This window comes from Pseudidiomarina tainanensis (genome assembly GCF_004214835.1).
GTDB lineage: Bacteria > Pseudomonadota > Gammaproteobacteria > Enterobacterales > Alteromonadaceae > Pseudidiomarina > Pseudidiomarina tainanensis.
This window is the reverse complement of the sequence record NZ_PIQJ01000001.1, coordinates 968,967-985,913: the sequence shown is the minus strand read 5'-3', so window position 1 is coordinate 985,913 and position 16,947 is coordinate 968,967. Positions and strand designations below refer to the sequence as shown.

Below are 16,947 nucleotides of genomic sequence, written 5' to 3'. Positions count from 1 at the left end.
ATGGAAAACTCTCAACGCGTCAGTATTCAGTCGGCGCCCGCACGTACAGTCATCGCTTATCATTGGCAGACACCGCAACCACGCGGTGTCATCATTATGGCGCCTGCTATGGCGGTGCCACAGGCATTTTATCAACACTTTTGCCAGTGGCTGAGCGAACAACACTATGATGTGATTAGTTTCGATTATTATGGCATCGGCGCGTCCATTGATAAGCCATTAACGCAATTGCAAACCACAGTCACTGATTGGGCGACATACGACGCCGCTGCAGTCATTGATTACGCAGTGACACAACGCCCTGGACTCCCGCTCTTGTGGTTCGCGCATAGTATCAGTGGCCAATTGTTTGGCATGATTCCAAATTATGAACGGGTTGACCAAATGCTTACGGTAGCCACGGGCACCGGATTTTGGAAAGACACGACACCACAGCTCAAATACAAGTCATGGGTACTCTGGCGCGCCATTACACCTTGGCTTATCCCATTACGCGGCTATTTCCCGGGGCGTAAATTAGGCATAGTTGGCGATGTGCCAGCGGCAGCCATGCAACAATGGCGTCGTTGGTGTTTACATCCAGATTATTTAGTCGGTGCGGAAGCGTTATATGATGATTATGCGGCGATTCGTACGCCGATCACGTCGTTGAGCTTTACCGACGACGAAATGTTAACCGCGCAGAATATTCAGGCGATGCATGACTTCTACGCGAGTGCTCCCCAACAGCGTCACGTCATTGCACCGGCTGATTTGAATTTATCCCGCATTGGTCACTTTGCGGTGTTCCGAAAAGACTATCAACCACAATGGCAACAGCTTTTCGGAACCCACATCGAGACAGCGCTCAAAGCGAATTAAGCCAGCTTGCGAATCAATTGAGCCGTGTTGCGACGCACCAAGCGTGCACAAGCTAAGCGGCCCAATGTACCGACCACAATCGCACCAGCTAACGGACCAACCAGCCAGAATCGCCAATGAATCGTCGCAGCCATTTCAAATACTTGCGTTTGCAAAATCCACAACGACAGCTCCATTGCCAAGGTGGCAATTAATCCGCTAATCGCACCGAGTATCAGAAACTCGTAGGTGACGCTACGACTCAATAATTTTGCCGGTGCACCTAGCGTGCGCAAGATAACCAGCTCTTGTTGCCGCTCTTCCATCGACGCTTGCACCTGAGCCAGCAATACTAGCACCCCAGCCACCAACACCAGCACCAATACAAACGCGATAGCGATACTGACTTGGTCAATGACCTCACGTAACTGCTCCATAATGGCATCGAGATCAATCAACGACACCTCAGGGAACGGCTTAAACAGATCATAAAGCTCGCTTTGGCGTTCTTTCGGCAAATTAAAGCTCGAAATAAACGTCGCCGGAAAATCTTCCAATGTGCTGGTATTAAAGATCATGAAGAAATTCGGCTGCAATGATCCCCAGTTCACCTTGCGAATACTGGTAACTGGCACAGTGAAAGTATTCCCACCGATATTGAACTCAAGCTCATCACCTATTGATAGGCGCATGCGCTCAGCAACTTCTTCTTCAATGGATACCTGCGGCTGAGGATTGTCACCCCACCACTCACCAGCAATAATCGTATTGTTCGGCGGCAGGTCATCGCGCCACGTTAACGACAGCTCACGACCAAAGCCTTCGCGTTGCTCGGCATTGTTGGTTTGCGTATCAGCCTCGTCACCACCAGCTTCCTTGGTCACTTCATCGCGCACTGGCACACCATTCACCGCAGTCATACGACCAGGCACCACCGGATACATATCATTCGATTCAATATCGCGCGCCGCAAAGCGTTGCTCTAACTGATCAACATCGTCCGGCGCTACATTCACAATAAAGTAGTTCGGGGCATCATCAGGAAGTTGACGTTCCCAATCCGCCAACAATTCGTTGCGAAGAGCCAACACTAATAACAACAACATGATCGCTGTTGAGAAACTCAGCATCTGTACACTATTGGCTTGCGCACGGCGCTGCAAACCGGCCATCGCCAAGCGCCATGCACTGCCCGCTTGCATACCGGCCTGGCGGCTGGCACGAATAAAGAAACGCCCGACCGCTAACAACAACACAGCCGCTACTGCACCACCAGCAAACAGCGCCGAAGACAGCAGCCATTGCTGGCTGTAAATCAATAACAACGCGTAAATGGTTCCGGCCGAAGCCACCCAATGCAACCAACGTAGCTTATCGGTGCCAGTGAGCTCACGGTTCAGTACCCGCAACGGCGGAATCGCAATGAGCCGAAGTAGAGGATACAAAGTGAACATCACCGCACTCACAAAGCCCGTTGCTGAGGCTAACACATAAGGCTTAAGACCAGCAGCTGGCAGCTCTGCCCCTAATTGCGCGGCAACAAATTCAATCACCTGTGCTTGGATAATCCATCCCAAAAGCAAGCCAACGCCAATACTAATCAAGGTCAGCAATAACAAATGCAAAATAAAAATACGTTGAATTTGACGACGCTCTGCACCGAGCGTTTTGAAGATTGCGACGACGTCATAGTTACGTTGACAATATCGCTGCGCAGCAACGGCTACGGCAGTTGCTGCCAATACCACGCCAAGTAAGCTCGCTAATAACATAAACCGCTCTGCGCGCTGTAAACTCCGAGCCAGCGGACTATCGCCATCCTCTATGCTACGCCAGTTATGTGTATCGTCGTTAAGTTGTGGTGCTAGCCACTCGTAGTAACTATCCAGTTGCTCGGCCGTACCAGCAAACAACACGTTATAGCGTACTCGTGAGCCCGGCTGAATTAAGCCCGTTTGCTCGAGCTGATCATAATGGATCAACACATTAGGGCTATCGGTAAACACCGAAAAACCAACGTCGGGCTCATATGTCAGCACCCGCGTCACTTCAAATTTACTTTGACCAATTTCAAGCGTATCGCCAACTTGCAGACTTAGCTCTTGAAACAGTGCCGCTGCTACCCATGCCTCGCCCTCACCCGGTAACTGATTGATCACCGTGGTTTCTTCGCCGAACGGCTCCGATGCCGTGCGCAAACTGCCCCGTAATGGATAGCCATCGCTAACCGCCTTGATATCAACCAAGGCTAAATTATCTTTGGCAAACGCCATACTATTGAAAACCACACGGTTCGCCGTTTTAAGTTCTCGCTGTTGCGCTTGTTGTAGCCAATCTTCAGCAATCGGACGCCGCGAACTCAAGACTCGGTCAGCAGCTAAAAACTCAGCACTACGCGCCAATAATCCCGATTGCAAACGTTCAGTGAACAGCGATAACGACAGCACCGCCGTAACCGACAGCACAATAGCCGCCGCCATAATCGTCAATTCACCGCGCTTAAGCTCGTGGCGCAACAATCGCCATGAAATCTTATGCCACATTGTTGCTTACCTCGGTTAATCGACCTGCGTCCATTTTCAAGATGCGCTGACAACGCTTCGCCAATTCCGCATCATGCGTCACCATCACCAGCGTTGTGCCCGACTCTTGGTTCATTTCAAACAGTAAATCTTCAACTTTATGTCCAGTCGTAGCATCAAGGTTGCCGGTCGGTTCGTCTGCAAACAAAATTTTTGGCGTACCAATAAAGGCCCGCGCAATTGCAACGCGCTGTTGCTCACCACCAGATAATTGATTTGGATAATGCTTTAAGCGCTCGCCTAAACCAACCTTGGTTAATAGTTCACGCGCCTGCTGCTCGGCATTTTTGTGACCCGCTAACTCTGCTGGCAACATCACATTCTCCAGTGCGGTTAAACTTGGAATCAACAAAAACGATTGAAAAATAAAGCCAATCTTCTCTGCACGTACTTTCGCACGTTGCTCCTCATCCAAATCCCCTAAATTTACGTTATCTATGGAAACATCACCGCTACTTGCGAGGTCTAATCCAGCAAGTAAAGACAGCAAGGTCGATTTACCAGAGCCTGAGGCACCGACTATCGCCACGGTTTGCCCAGCTTCAATAGACAGGTCAATTGGCTGTAAAATGTGTAGAATGCCGTCTTGTGTTGTAACTTTTTTTTCTAATTGAGTGGTTTGAATAAGCATTTATGAAAAACTTCCTAGCTAAATTGTTAGTAATCGTCGCATTGTTCGTTGTTATACGTCCAGTTTCGGCAAATGTCTCACTTGTCGTTTTAGGAGATAGCCTAAGTGCCGGTTATGGTATGGCGCAAAGCGAGTCTTGGGTGGGAGTTTTGCAGCAGCGCTGGGCCGAAAAATATCCTGACATTACGCTCATTAATGCCAGTATTAGCGGCGACACCACCCAAGGCGCATTAAATCGTTTAGCTGGCGTCATCGAACGTCATCAACCTGATGCCGTATTCGTTGAACTTGGCGGCAATGACGGTCTCCGTGGATTTAATCCAGCCAGCATCTCCGACAATTTGGTACAGATTATCATGCAATTGCAACAGCAAGACGCAAAAGTTGCGTTAAGTCAGGTGAGAATTCCGCCGAACTACGGGCAGCGCTACAGCGATATGTTTGCGGACATTTTTCCAACGGTAGCGGATAAACACGACGTGCCGTTAATTCCATTTTTCATGGAACAAATTATCGAAAACGAGGCGTTAATGCAGAACGATGGGATTCATCCGAATCGTGAGGCGCAGCCGCTTATCGCCGACATCATGGAACCCTATCTACTGGAACTAGTGCAAAAACGATAACAGATATTGGATATTGGATATTGGATATTGGATATTGGATATTGGATATTGGATATTAGAAAAAGCTTAAGACATCAGATCTAATATCTAATATCTAAGTGCTAATATCACTTTTGGTATTCAAGAAGTGGCGTCCCCTAGGGGATTCGAACCCCTGTTACCGCCGTGAAAGGGCGGTGTCCTAGGCCTCTAGACGAAGGGGACAAGGACTGGCAAATCTTATTGGTACTTGAAATCACTCGCTAATATCGAATATCTAATTGCTAATATCGCTTTTGCTTTTCAAGAATTGGCGTCCCCTAGGGGATTCGAACCCCTGTTACCGCCGTGAAAGGGCGGTGTCCTAGGCCTCTAGACGAAGGGGACCCCGGACTGCTTTATTTGCTCTGTTCTTCAGGCTTTCGCTAATATCTAATATCTAATATCTAATATCTAATATCTAATATCTAATATCGCTCTTGCTCTTCAAGAAGTGGCGTCCCCTAGGGGATTCGAACCCCTGTTACCGCCGTGAAAGGGCGGTGTCCTAGGCCTCTAGACGAAGGGGACGCACCAGAACAAATCACTATCAAGTTTTCACTACTGTAACGCGCAGCTTTGGTGGAGCTAAGCGGGATCGAACCGCTGACCTCTTGCATGCCATGCAAGCGCTCTCCCAGCTGAGCTATAGCCCCACACCAACACTGAAATTCGTGTGCTGCATCAGTACCCTGACAGCGGGGCGAATTCTAGGGTAATTGGCGCACTACCGTCAACCTTTTTTTTGGTAATTTCGATTGTTTGACGAATTTTACGCCAGTTCGAACAATTCGCGATCAATTTCGCCTAAGTACGCAGTAATTAAACTTTTGTTCCGCCCCGTGCGGCGTTTTATGAATTTCCCGTTCAGTATGTACCAAACTGAATTGCGGCGCGAAAACTTCGGCCAATTGTTGCGCCGAATACCGTTGTACTGGCAAGCCGCTACATTTCTCTGGGCCATCTTCGGCAAAGGTTGCAATCACGACATAACCACCCTGCTCAACCGCGTGCGCAGCTTGCTCAACATAGCGCTGTTGTTGCTCTGAAGTGATTAGGAAATGAAACACGGCACGGTCATGCCAAATCGCAAACTGGCCTGCAGCAAACGCACTCTCAAGCACATCACCAACCAGCCAGGTAACCTGCTCTGCTTTGGCTTTCAGACGTTTTTTAGACGCATTGAGTGCGCTGGTGGAAATATCCAACGCCGTAATCTTGGTGAAGCCACTGGTAATTAAATTATCGATGAGTCGCGAAGCACCGCTACCAATATCAATGAGCGGCGCATCGTGGCTCATGCCGGTGTCGGTAATCAAGCGCAGTGAGGTTTCCGCCTTTGACTGAAACCAACTGACCCGATCAACAGCTTTCGTTTGATAGACCTCTTCCCAATGTTCTTCTTGCATAAATTGAATTACCTAAAGATTACTCATCAAAGTGATAAATTCGCTCCAACGATGCGCGATCACGTACCGTTACTTCCATGTCTCGCACAAGACCATCTTCAATACTGTAGACCCAACCATGAATTGCTAGTTCTTGGCCACGATCCCATGCCTGCTGAATAATCGTCGTTTTCGCTAAGTTCCGAACTTGCTCAATCACGTTTAATTCGCACAACCTATCGAGTCGTTGTTTATCGTTAGAAATACTCTCTAACTCATCGTGATGAATGCGGTAAATATCTTTAATTGGAAATAACCAATGGTCAACCAAGCCATGACTGCAACTTTCGGTTGCTGCACGAACGCCACCACAACCATAATGACCGACCACTAAAATATGCTTCACATGCAACGTTTCTACCGCGTATTGCACAACGGATAGGCAGTTAAAGTCAGTTTGAATAACCTGATTCGCCACATTACGGTGTACAAATAACTCACCCGGCGCCATCCCCACCACTTGATTTGCAGGCACCCGACTATCTGAACAACCAATCCATAAATATTCAGGACTTTGTTGCGCCACGAGATTATTAAAAAACGTTGGATCTTGCTCGAGCATTCGTTTCGCCCAAGCTTGATTGTTGGCCAACAACTTATCGGTTTCTAGCATGTTTTATATCTCAATCAGACGTAGAAAAAAGGCGCCAACTTAGGGCGCCCTTTCACGAGTTACTGCGCTTGTTCACGTTCTATGATAAACGAAATCGCGCGCGCAATACGTCCTACCACTTGTTCTTGCGACAATAATTCTAAAGTCACGTCAAGAGATGGTGAGTTGCCTGAACCCGTTACCGCAACACGCAGCGGCATACCAACCTTGCCCATGCCCACTTCTAAGTCGTCAGCGGTTTGTTGAATGGCCGCCTGAATGCTCGCTGCATCCCATGTCTCAAGGCTAGCCAAACGATCTTGCACCGCTTCAAGTGCTTCGCGTGCCACTGGGCGCAAGTGTTTCTTGGCCGCAGCTTCATCAAACGCTTCATATTCTTCATAGAAATAACGGCTTTCCTCTGCCATTTCTTTCAGTGTCTTCACACGGTCAGCCATTAATGGAATCAGCTTCTCAAGCGCTGGACCTTTGCTGACATCAATCGCTTGGTCACTAAAGTGCCATTGTAAAAATGGTACCACGCGCTCAACCGGCAACGATTTCATATAATGCTGGTTCAACCAATTGAGTTTTTCGGTATTAAATGCCGACGCCGCTTTATTCACATCGTCTAGACTAAACAGCTTGATCATTTCATCAACGCTGAAAATTTCTTGATCGCCGTGTGACCAGCCTAAACGAACCAAGTAGTTCAGTACCGCTTCTGGCAGGTAGCCGTCATCACGATATTGCATGACGCTGACAGCGCCATGGCGTTTTGACAACTTCTTACCATCGTCGCCTAAAATCATCGACACGTGCGCATATTCAGGCACCGGCGCACCCAGCGCCTGCAAGATATTAATCTGACGTGGCGTATTGTTAATGTGGTCTTCACCGCGAACCACGTGGGTAATATTCATTTCCCAATCGTCAATGACGACACAGAAATTGTACGTTGGGGTGCCATCGCTACGCGCAATAATCAAATCATCTAACTCGGTATTCGCAAATTCAATTGGCCCACGAATATGGTCATTGAATTTCACACTACCTTGCTGCGGGTTGCGAAAACGCACCACATATTTATCACCAGAAACATTCGGGTTATCGCGACAATGACCGTCATAACGCGGCTTTTGGCCCGCTTCCATTTGCTCTTCACGCATTTTCTCAAGGCGCTCAGTTGAGCAATAACACTTATACGCTTTGTCTTCTTGCAACAGCTTATCAATGTAGTGTTCATAGCGGTCAAAACGCTTGGTTTGATAGTACGGACCCTCATCCCACGTTAATCCTAACCATTCCATACCTTCTAAAATGGCATCAATGGCTGGCTGAGTTGAACGTTCACGGTCAGTATCTTCAATACGCAGGACAAACTTCCCGCCAGCTGCTTTGGCAACTAACCAGGAATAAAGAGCGGTGCGCGCACCACCCACGTGAAGGTAACCAGTCGGACTTGGGGCAAATCGGGTGACCACTGTCATAATTCTTGCTTTCTCCGCATTATTCGGGTTATTTTGCAGTTTCGTTGTGGATGCATTCTACCAAGAAGCAACGGCAGGCGCATTAGGCGAAAGCATAGATTCTTGTCTTTTTACGAAGCAGGATGTTGATTTTTACAGCAAAGCGGGGAAAAAACCAGCAGTCGAACAAATCAAGTGAGATTTCCTGTTGACAGTATCGTCAAGCTCCCTATAATACGCCCCGCAACGCAGAGAAAAGGATGGTTAGCTCAGCTGGGAGAGCACCGCCCTTACAAGGCGGGGGTCACTGGTTCGAACCCAGTACCATCCACCACTTCTTCATTTTCTCTGTCTCCCTGATGGATGGTTAGCTCAGCTGGGAGAGCACCGCCCTTACAAGGCGGGGGTCACTGGTTCGAGCCCAGTACCATCCACCACTTCTTTGAAAACCAAAAGCGATATTAGCAATTTGATATTAGATATTAGATCTGATGTCTTGCGCTTTTCCTAATATCCAATATCTAATATCTAATATCGTCGTTGCACTTAACTAACGATTAACGCAATAAATCTTTTTAAGTGGCGTGAGAACAGCAGCATCCAACCGGCCGCTAGCCAGCCGAATAACAGCAACGCTTTCACCAAAGAGAACGTTGGCCACAAGTTACTGATCAAGCTCAGCAATAACACGCCATCAATCAGCCAGCTACACCACAGTAAAATCGGGACCACCGCAAATGAGCGTGCAACCCACTCTGGTGTTTCCGCTTTTAGTTGCGTCAAAAGAATAAAGACAAATAATGCGGGTAAGCCCACAAGTAACGCGAGGCTAAATTGGTCGGTGCTGGTGTAAAAGAATTTAAGCAGACGCGAACGGTCTTCCATAAAGGTAAGAGAAATAATCCACGCAGCGTAACCACGCAGAAAAAACAACAGAATAAAAAGCAGGCTCGACGGCGTTTTTAATTTGCCGTCGGGTGTCACATAGCGCTCATCGCCAGGTTGTAAATGCACGTATCATCTCTAACACTAACCAAAAGTGTCGCTATGCTACGTGCACCGTATCCATTTGTCGACTCTGCTGTCGCTTTTGCCGCGCCGCCCAAAATTTCTCGTGAAAGTAATAAGCTACGGTGTTCACCACGGGCTCAATCAAAGCCACAGCACCACCTAACACAATATCACCGGTCATCAACCACACGAGGGTGAACGCCACGCTAATGTGCATAACGCCAAAAGAAACTGTTTTCGCCATATCGGTATCCCCCATGAATTTTCTCATGGATAGATAATATCAATTACCATATATTTATCTAACCGAAAATACCGATGGACGTGAAATGCAAAATCGATATCAGCTATTGGATATTAGTTATTAGAGAAAACACAGATACCCGATACTTCGTTGCTAATATCAAATATCTAACAGCTAATATCGTACTTGTTCTTAAAGTCTTTTAAGTTGTTCGCGGAGTTTGGCTACATCATCACGCAATGCCGCAGCCTTCTCAAATTCCAGATCTTTTGCCGCCTGATACATCGCCTTCTCGGTTTGCTCAATCTTCTGAACAAGCGCTTTTGGATCAAACATCGCTGGATCGTAAGCTGCTTCTGGTTCGGCAACGCGCTGTTTCTCGCGACGCGGTGCACGAATACCACCACCGAGATCCATCACGTCAGTTACGCGCTTGTTCAAACCTTTCGGGGTGATGCCATGTTCTTCGTTGTAAGCAACCTGCTTGGCGCGGCGGCGGTCGGTTTCGTCAATCGCGCGTTGCATCGAACCAGTAATGCGGTCCGCATACAGAATGGCGCGACCATTAAGGTTACGAGCAGCGCGCCCGATGGTCTGGATCAGTGACCGATCGGAGCGCAAGAAGCCCTCTTTGTCAGCGTCAAGAATGGCGACCAAAGAAACTTCTGGCATATCCAAGCCTTCGCGCAACAAGTTAATGCCAACCAAAACGTCGAATTCACCAAGGCGCAAATCGCGAATAATTTCCATGCGCTCGACGGTATCGATATCCGAGTGCAAATAACGCACGCGAATACCATGTTCATCCAAATAATCCGATAAATCTTCGGCCATCTTCTTGGTTAACGTCGTCGCTAACACACGCTCGTTACGCTCAACGCGTAAGCGAACCTCCGACATTAAATCGTCAACTTGCGTGGCAACTGGACGGATTTCGATTTCTGGGTCGATAAGGCCGGTTGGACGCACAACCTGCTCAACAATTTCGCCGGCAGATTTTTCGATTTCATACTTACCCGGTGTTGCCGACACATAAATAGTTTGCGGCGCAATGGCCTCAAACTCTTCAAATTTCAGCGGTCGGTTATCCAACGCAGATGGCAAACGGAAGCCATAATTTACGAGGTTTTCTTTGCGTGAACGGTCACCTTTATACATGGCGCCAATTTGCGACACCGTCACGTGAGACTCATCAATAATCAGCAACGCATCATCTGGTAAATAGTCGAGTAGCGTTGGCGGCGGCTCGCCCGGTGCGCGCCCAGACAAATAGCGTGAATAGTTTTCGATACCCGAGCAATAACCAAGCTCCAGCATCATTTCAATATCAAATTGGGTACGTTGACTTAAGCGCTGTTCTTCCACCAGCTTATTCGCATCTAACAGCTGCTGCTTCCGCTCTTTCAGCTCTTCTTTAATGCGCTCAATGGCATTTAAAATAGTTTCGCGAGGCGTCACGTAGTGCGTTTTCGGATAAACCGTTGCGCGCGCGACATCAGCCTCAGTCACCTGCCCTGTTAACGGTTCAAAAAAGCTAATCCGATCAATTTCGTCATCGAATAGCTCGACACGAATCGCAAGCTGTTCAGATTCAGCGGGGAAAATATCAATCACTTCGCCACGCACCCGATAAGTGCCCCGCTCAAATGCCGCATCGTTGCGCTTGTACTGTAGCTGTGCCAAACGACGAAGAATATCGCGCTGGTCAATCAAATCGCCACGGCGCAAATGCAGCATCATTTTCATGTACGATTCAGGATCACCCAAACCATAAATACACGACACCGACGCCACCAACACAACGTCGCGGCGCTCCATCAGCGCCTTCGTCGCTGACAACCGCATCTGTTCAATGTGGTCGTTAATTGAGGCATCTTTCTCAATAAACGTATCGGTCGTCGGCACATAGGCTTCCGGCTGATAGTAATCGTAGTACGAAACGAAATACTCAACCGCGTTGTTCGGAAAGAATTCTTTCATCTCGCCGTACAATTGCGCCGCCAAGGTTTTATTGTGCGCAAGAATCAACGTCGGGCGTTGAATTTTTTGAATCACGTTGGCCATGGTAAACGTCTTACCTGAGCCCGTAACCCCAAGTAACGTTTGGTGCGCTAAACCGGCATCGAGATTATCAACGAGTTTCTCAATCGCCGTCGGTTGATCACCCGCTGGTTGATAGTCAGATTTGAGTTCAAACTCTCGACTCATCGGCTTACTCCTTCTACCGCACCTTCCGCATGGTTGTGACGCTCGCGGGCGGTTTCAATACGCAAGCCGCGATGGAACCAGAACCACGCAATCACGCCGGTGATTACATTGGCCACCACACCACCAATAAACAATCCGGGAATATCGTAAATTAACGCGCCAATCCAACTCAGCGGCACAAACATCACAAATAAACGTACGATGCTCAGCACCAATGCGTTCATCGGCCGGTGTAACGCATTTAAACTGGAGTTGGTTAAAATAATCACGCCCTGTACGCCGTAACCAAGCGGCATAATATAAATAAATAAGCGAATCAGTCGCGCTACTTCAGGGTCATCGGTAAATGCTGCAGCAATCCATGGTGCTGTTGCGACTAACAAACCATAGATAAATAGTTGCACGACCAAAACGCTACGCACGGCAACGCGATAAGCCGCGCCCACTCGGTCAAAGGAGTGTGCACCAAAGTTCTGGCTAATCAACGGCGGCAATGACATCGACAGCGCCAAAATAATGACGCTTGCCAGTGACTCAAGGCGTGTACCCACACCAAAAGCAGCAACTGCCGGTGCGCCGTAGGCCGCAATAATCGCCGTGATGACCGCCATGGCTAACGGCGTCAGCATATTGGCGCCAGCAGCTGGAATACCGATATTGAGGATCTGCCGCGATGAGCGTAACCAACTGGCATCAGCCGGCGCTTTAAACGATAACAATTGCTTGTAGTTCAAATACCAAAGTACCAATGCTGAACCGATAATCCACGAGATTAAACTCGCCAGCGCCGCACCCTGTACGCCCATGGCTGGAATTGGCCCAACGCCGAAAATTAGAATCGGATCAAAAATCGCATTCAATAAACCACCCGAGGCCATAATCAACGACGGTGTACGCGTGTCGCCAGCAGCACGCAATACCGCGTTACCGACCATTGGCGTCACTAAGAGCACCGCGCCTAAAAACCAGATGGTCATATAATCATGAATATAGGGAATCAGGCGTTCTTGCGCGCGTAATGCGGTGAAAATGGGATCCATTGCCACATAGCCGATCAGCGACAAGACCACGACCAATAAAGCGGATACCGATAACGCCGTGGTGCCGTCAAACTTGGCATGCTCTTCGCGGCCAGAGCCACGTTTGCGCGCAATCACGGCAGAGGTACCAATTCCTAAACCAATCGCAAGGCTGACTACGGTAAACGTGACTGGAAAGGTAAAACTGACCGCCGCTAACGGGTCGGTACCGAGCATACCGACAAAAAAGGTATCCACCACGTTAAAGCTGATGAGCGTCAACACCCCAATGATCACTGGCCACGTCATGCGCCAGAGGGTGGGCTGAATAGGATCATGGAGTAAAGATTTTGCCGCTACAGCTTGGCTCATGTGCTTCTTATACCGGTGTTGAAAAAAGAAGCCGTAGTGTAACGAATTTTGCGCTTTTTCGCTATGTTATAAGCAGCCCCTCAATAGACAAAATTCAGCGAAAACGATATAGTAGCGACAACCTTTTCACCCCTTCTATGTTTAGGATCGCACTGTGAAATACCAATTATCTGACCGTGTTAACGCTATTCAACCATCGCCAACGCTCGCTGTGTCGCAAAAAGCGGCTGAACTTAAAGCAGCAGGCCATGATGTGATTGGTTTGGGTGTGGGTGAACCCGATTTTGATACCCCAGAGTTTGTGAAAACCGCTGCCAAGGCTGCAATTGATGCAGGCCATACCAAATACACCGCGGTGGATGGTATTCCGCAACTTAAGCAAGCCGTTGTTGATAAATTTAAACGCGATAACGGCTTAACGTATGAAACCAGCGAAATATTAATTTCCGCGGGCGGCAAACACAGTATCTTCAACTTGCTGAGCGCTTGGTTAAACCCAGGTGACGAAGTACTGATTCCTGCGCCATATTGGGTGTCGTACCCAGATATGTCGATTTTGGTTGGTGCGGTACCGAAGTTCATTGAAGCCGGTATTGAGCAACGCTACAAAATCAGCGCTGAGCAACTCGCCGCAGCGATTACACCGAAAACACGCTTGTTGTTCCTAAATAGCCCATCGAACCCAACGGGAACGGCGTACACCAAAGCTGAATTAGAAAGCTTGGCAGAAGTATTGCGTCAGCATCCACAGGTTCTGATTGCTACCGACGATATGTACGAACATATTTTATGGAGCGACGAAAGCTTCCATAACATCGCCATGGTGGCACCAGCTTTGAAAGATCGCATCGTCATTCTGTCCGGCGTATCAAAAGCCTACGCAATGACTGGCTGGCGTATTGGTTATGCTGCAGGTCCGAAACCTTTGATTGCTGCCATGAAGAAAATTCAATCACAAAGCACTTCGAACCCAGCGAGTATCAGTCAGTGGGCAGCGCTTGCTGCACTCGAAGGCGACCAAAGCTGTATTACGGACATGGTCAAAGCCTTTAAACAACGCCACGATTACTTAGTGGACGCACTCAACGAAGTGCCTGGCATGAAGTGTATTGCCGGCGACGGTACTTTCTACACGTTTGCGAACATTGATGAGCTGATTCGCCTAAAAGGCGCTGAGTCGGACGTTGAACTGTGTGAAATGATGTTAAACGAAGCCAAGGTTGCCTTAGTACCGGGTACTGCATTTGGTGCACCAGGTCACTGTCGCTTCTCGTTTGCGTGCAGCCTCGATACACTCAAAGAAGCTGTAAAACGTATCAAGGCGTTTGCCGAGAAAGCATAATTTCGTTTCTTGCTGTCGCAAGAACATCATCATTAGAAAGCTGCAACTTGTTTGCGGCTTTTTTTATGACTAGCTTTTATGACCAGCAGATGACAAACACATTAAAACAGCTGTTTAAAATTTATTCGTCACAAATAATTAATCTTCGCAAATACACTGGTTTATAGACACACAATTGGTGTTGCTTTTGTGAACAAATAAGGTAAGAAATACACAATCACTGCGTCAAAATGCGACGGATGACATGTCGCAAATAAAAACTTTCAAGGAACTGTAAAGTGCGTTTATAACCAATTGTTTAATAAGCAGTTTTATTTTCTTAGTCAATTTTTAAGCAATCGCTAAATCACGCCCAAATGCCCACCGTTTAAAGCAACTCACATACTTTCCCACAAGGTTATCCACAGATTTAGTGGATAAGATTGTCTAGCCTTTGAAACACGTGCGATCTGCTTTCATGTGGATAACCAGTACAGCCAACCATGTATATTATTTGATATATAGACAAGTCAACCGATCACTTGACTTTAATTTTTTTAAACGGTTTGCGCACAAAACAAGCAAACAGCATTTTTTAGTATTGACAGAGGCCGCAACCGCCTTTAACATTCGCACCCGTTGTCAGATGTGTTCCCCAGTAGCTCAGTTGGTTAGAGCGGTGGACTGTTAATCCATGTGTCGTTGGTTCGAATCCAACCTGGGGAGCCAAGACATCTCACAACACCCCCGAATACCCCTTAAGTATTCCCCAGTAGCTCAGTTGGTTAGAGCGGTGGACTGTTAATCCATGTGTCGTTGGTTCGAATCCAACCTGGGGAGCCACTTAATAACTCTTTAAGCACTCCATATAATCTTCAAACTCCGTTCGCTGCCACAAGCGCGCACTTAGCTGATGTACCGGTTCTACAGCCCCATTATGCAGCCATTCTGCTACCGCTTGCGCGACATTTGGCCATCGGCACGCATTACCCTTATCTAAATACAAAAACGCCGCTACGGCTTCGATATCGAGTGACCACATCACTTGCGCTAAACGAGAACGCTCCAAACACTGTGCGTTAGCTGTTTGTTCGAATTGTCCCGTTAACGGCTTCACTAATAGTTTCTTACCCGCGGCCAACGCTTCACTCGACGTTTCAAACCCAGCATTACTAATAATGCCTTCAGCACACGCAACCGCTTCCGCGAAACCAACCCGTGACGGTGCGAAATAACGAATGTGACCGACCTCACGCTGCTCGGCCTGCGGATGAAACACATCAAATGTCACATTTTCAAATGGCAGCAATAGCTTATGTACCGCTGCTAATGGCTCAAATGGCAAATACACCACATAATGGCGCGGGCGAACCGATGCACTGCGACCACGTTGGTGGATAATGGGTGGCAATACATGCGAGGCATCATCAAACCAATGCATCCCGACCGCAATATCAGCTGGCGCAAACCAGCGGAGCATTTGTCGATGCGCAACCGCAATGGGCAAACTCGGCGTGGGCTTATAGAAAGCATACTGCCGCCCTAAACCAATCACTTGTTTGCGTTGCAAGCGCCCTGCCCATGCAGTAATCGGTTCATAATCGCTGACTATCAAATCATAGGCGCTCACGTCGAGTTCACGAACATCATGCCAAAACTGTTGCCACTGATTGCGGCGCACCGTTTCAAACACATTCACCTTGCCCTGCTCAACAACAAACGACAGCCCCTGACGCCATTGCCAGTCACCAAAGGCTTCCATATCAAACAATTGACTTTTATCACGGCCAGAAATTAAAAATTGCACATCTATATCTGGAAAGTGTGCCAATGCTTCTGCAAGTGCAGAACAGCGACTCAAATGGCCATTTCCCGTTCCCTGCACACCTATCAAAATTCGCATACTGCCTCCTTGAACATTATTAAGGTGTTAAAGTGCCAAACTGACGGCATACCCACTAATCACATAACCAAGCGCAGCTCCTGCGGCAATATCACCGGGATAATGCACACCTAAGAGCACCCGCGACGCGCCAATGGCTGCTGCCCAGCTGTATAGCAACCATGCCCAGGTGGGAAAGAAGGAGCTCATAATGCCGGCAAATAAGAATGCGGCGGTGGTATGTCCTGACGGGAAACTAAATTGATCATGCGCCAGTATCACTGACGTGAAGTGAGGATTTTTATGATAGGGGCGTTGGCGTTTTAATACGCGTTTGAGTAAACAAAATAGCGGCACCTCTATGGCAAAACCAATTACTAATGCAGTGATTGGAACCACGCTCGCGGCGCCTAAATACAAGCTCATCACGAGTGCAATAATGGCGTACACGTAACCATCACCTGAGCGCGATACCCAGCGCACAAGTTGATGACGACACCATCGCTGTAGGCGGCGATTCAACCAACGAAAACTGCGTTGATCATATTGGCAAAACTTATCAATCCATCTGGCCATAAATGCGGTCATCATCAGTGCCTCACGTGGCTTGCCGTTGCTGGCTTGATGAAAATTTAGACAGTTGGCGTAACAGCACCATGACAGTTTTATGAATATTCAGTGACA

General features: G+C 48.0%; 14 protein-coding genes and 8 tRNA genes. 7 read left to right on the top strand and 15 right to left on the bottom strand.

All coding sequences use genetic code 11. The features are described from left to right. The gene (locus CWI82_RS04850) at positions 1 to 861 is read left to right on the top strand and encodes an alpha/beta hydrolase family protein (protein ID WP_130202830.1); all 861 of its coding nucleotides are present in this window, start codon (positions 1 to 3) and stop codon (positions 859 to 861) included. Here the strand turns inward: CWI82_RS04850 and CWI82_RS04845 are convergent. Together CWI82_RS04845 and CWI82_RS04840 are read right to left on the bottom strand one after the other, a co-directional pair. Continuing rightward, complete coding sequence (locus CWI82_RS04845; protein WP_092855400.1) at positions 858 to 3,383, bottom strand: ABC transporter permease; 2,526 nt, start codon at positions 3,381 to 3,383, stop codon at positions 858 to 860. The genes CWI82_RS04850 and CWI82_RS04845 overlap by 4 nt on opposite strands. Further along, complete coding sequence (locus tag CWI82_RS04840) at positions 3,373 to 4,053, bottom strand: ABC transporter ATP-binding protein (protein WP_092855402.1); 681 nt, start codon at positions 4,051 to 4,053, stop codon at positions 3,373 to 3,375. Before CWI82_RS04840 ends, CWI82_RS04845 begins: the two co-directional genes overlap by 11 nt. Positions 4,054 to 4,055: 2 nt before the next feature. Between CWI82_RS04840 and CWI82_RS04835 the strand changes: the two genes are divergently transcribed. Beyond that, positions 4,056 to 4,679 (top strand): arylesterase, encoded by a 624-nt coding sequence (locus CWI82_RS04835; RefSeq protein WP_130202829.1) that lies wholly within the window; start codon positions 4,056 to 4,058, stop codon positions 4,677 to 4,679. Positions 4,680 to 4,807: 128 nt separating this feature from the next. Here the strand turns inward: CWI82_RS04835 and CWI82_RS04830 are convergent. The 7 genes from CWI82_RS04830 to gltX form a co-directional block, all read right to left on the bottom strand. Then, positions 4,808 to 4,883: transfer RNA gene (locus CWI82_RS04830), tRNA-Glu, on the bottom strand. An 86-nt stretch (positions 4,884 to 4,969) separates the two neighbouring features. Next, positions 4,970 to 5,045, bottom strand: a tRNA-Glu gene (locus tag CWI82_RS04825). 107 nt (positions 5,046 to 5,152) lie between these two features. Further along, positions 5,153 to 5,228: transfer RNA gene (locus CWI82_RS04820), tRNA-Glu, on the bottom strand. 49 nt (positions 5,229 to 5,277) lie between these two features. Then, positions 5,278 to 5,353: transfer RNA gene (locus tag CWI82_RS04815), tRNA-Ala, on the bottom strand. 141 nt (positions 5,354 to 5,494) lie between these two features. Next, a complete protein-coding gene (locus tag CWI82_RS04810; protein WP_130202828.1) occupies positions 5,495 to 6,106 on the bottom strand; it encodes a class I SAM-dependent methyltransferase in 612 nt (203 codons plus the stop codon). A gap of 19 nt (positions 6,107 to 6,125) precedes the next feature. After that, positions 6,126 to 6,758 carry a carbonate dehydratase gene (gene can / locus CWI82_RS04805; protein WP_092855409.1) on the bottom strand — a complete coding sequence of 211 codons (633 nt, stop codon included), beginning with the start codon at positions 6,756 to 6,758 and terminating at the stop codon, positions 6,126 to 6,128. Positions 6,759 to 6,817: 59 nt separating this feature from the next. Continuing rightward, positions 6,818 to 8,227, bottom strand: coding sequence for a glutamate--tRNA ligase (gene gltX, locus CWI82_RS04800; protein ID WP_130202827.1), 1,410 nt, complete (start codon positions 8,225 to 8,227; stop codon positions 6,818 to 6,820). 237 nt (positions 8,228 to 8,464) lie between these two features. On the opposite strand from gltX, the gene CWI82_RS04795 reads away from it, so the two are divergent. Both CWI82_RS04795 and CWI82_RS04790 read left to right on the top strand, forming a co-directional pair. Continuing rightward, positions 8,465 to 8,540: transfer RNA gene (locus tag CWI82_RS04795), tRNA-Val, on the top strand. 27 nt (positions 8,541 to 8,567) lie between these two features. After that, positions 8,568 to 8,643, top strand: a tRNA-Val gene (locus CWI82_RS04790). A 109-nt stretch (positions 8,644 to 8,752) separates the two neighbouring features. Here the strand turns inward: CWI82_RS04790 and CWI82_RS04785 are convergent. From CWI82_RS04785 to CWI82_RS04770, 4 genes are all read right to left on the bottom strand, one after another. Beyond that, positions 8,753 to 9,220, bottom strand: a complete 468-nt coding sequence (locus CWI82_RS04785; protein ID WP_130202826.1) for a DUF2919 family protein — start codon at positions 9,218 to 9,220, stop codon at positions 8,753 to 8,755. Positions 9,221 to 9,251: 31 nt separating this feature from the next. Next, positions 9,252 to 9,461, bottom strand: coding sequence for a DUF2061 domain-containing protein (locus CWI82_RS04780; RefSeq protein ID WP_130202825.1), 210 nt, complete (start codon positions 9,459 to 9,461; stop codon positions 9,252 to 9,254). 192 nt (positions 9,462 to 9,653) lie between these two features. After that, positions 9,654 to 11,669, bottom strand: coding sequence for an excinuclease ABC subunit UvrB (gene uvrB, locus CWI82_RS04775; protein ID WP_130202824.1), 2,016 nt, complete (start codon positions 11,667 to 11,669; stop codon positions 9,654 to 9,656). Then, complete coding sequence (locus CWI82_RS04770) at positions 11,666 to 13,060, bottom strand: MATE family efflux transporter (protein WP_130202823.1); 1,395 nt, start codon at positions 13,058 to 13,060, stop codon at positions 11,666 to 11,668. Before CWI82_RS04770 ends, uvrB begins: the two co-directional genes overlap by 4 nt. 154 nt (positions 13,061 to 13,214) lie before the next feature. On the opposite strand from CWI82_RS04770, the gene CWI82_RS04765 reads away from it, so the two are divergent. The 3 genes from CWI82_RS04765 to CWI82_RS04755 all read left to right on the top strand — a co-directional run bounded on the left by CWI82_RS04765 (position 13,215) and on the right by CWI82_RS04755 (position 15,224). Beyond that, positions 13,215 to 14,402: a pyridoxal phosphate-dependent aminotransferase gene (locus CWI82_RS04765; protein ID WP_130202822.1), complete on the top strand. Its 1,188-nt coding sequence runs from the start codon at positions 13,215 to 13,217 to the stop codon at positions 14,400 to 14,402. 631 nt (positions 14,403 to 15,033) lie between these two features. Continuing rightward, a tRNA-Asn gene (locus tag CWI82_RS04760) sits at positions 15,034 to 15,110 on the top strand. A 37-nt stretch (positions 15,111 to 15,147) separates the two neighbouring features. Next, positions 15,148 to 15,224, top strand: a tRNA-Asn gene (locus CWI82_RS04755). A 1-nt stretch (position 15,225) separates the two neighbouring features. Here the strand turns inward: CWI82_RS04755 and CWI82_RS04750 are convergent. Beyond that, a complete protein-coding gene (locus CWI82_RS04750; RefSeq protein ID WP_130202821.1) occupies positions 15,226 to 16,284 on the bottom strand; it encodes a glycosyltransferase family protein in 1,059 nt (352 codons plus the stop codon). Positions 16,285 to 16,311: 27 nt separating this feature from the next. Next, the gene (locus CWI82_RS04745; protein ID WP_092856887.1) at positions 16,312 to 16,839 is read right to left on the bottom strand and encodes a phosphatase PAP2 family protein; all 528 of its coding nucleotides are present in this window, start codon (positions 16,837 to 16,839) and stop codon (positions 16,312 to 16,314) included. Positions 16,840 to 16,947: the final 108 nt, after the last annotated feature.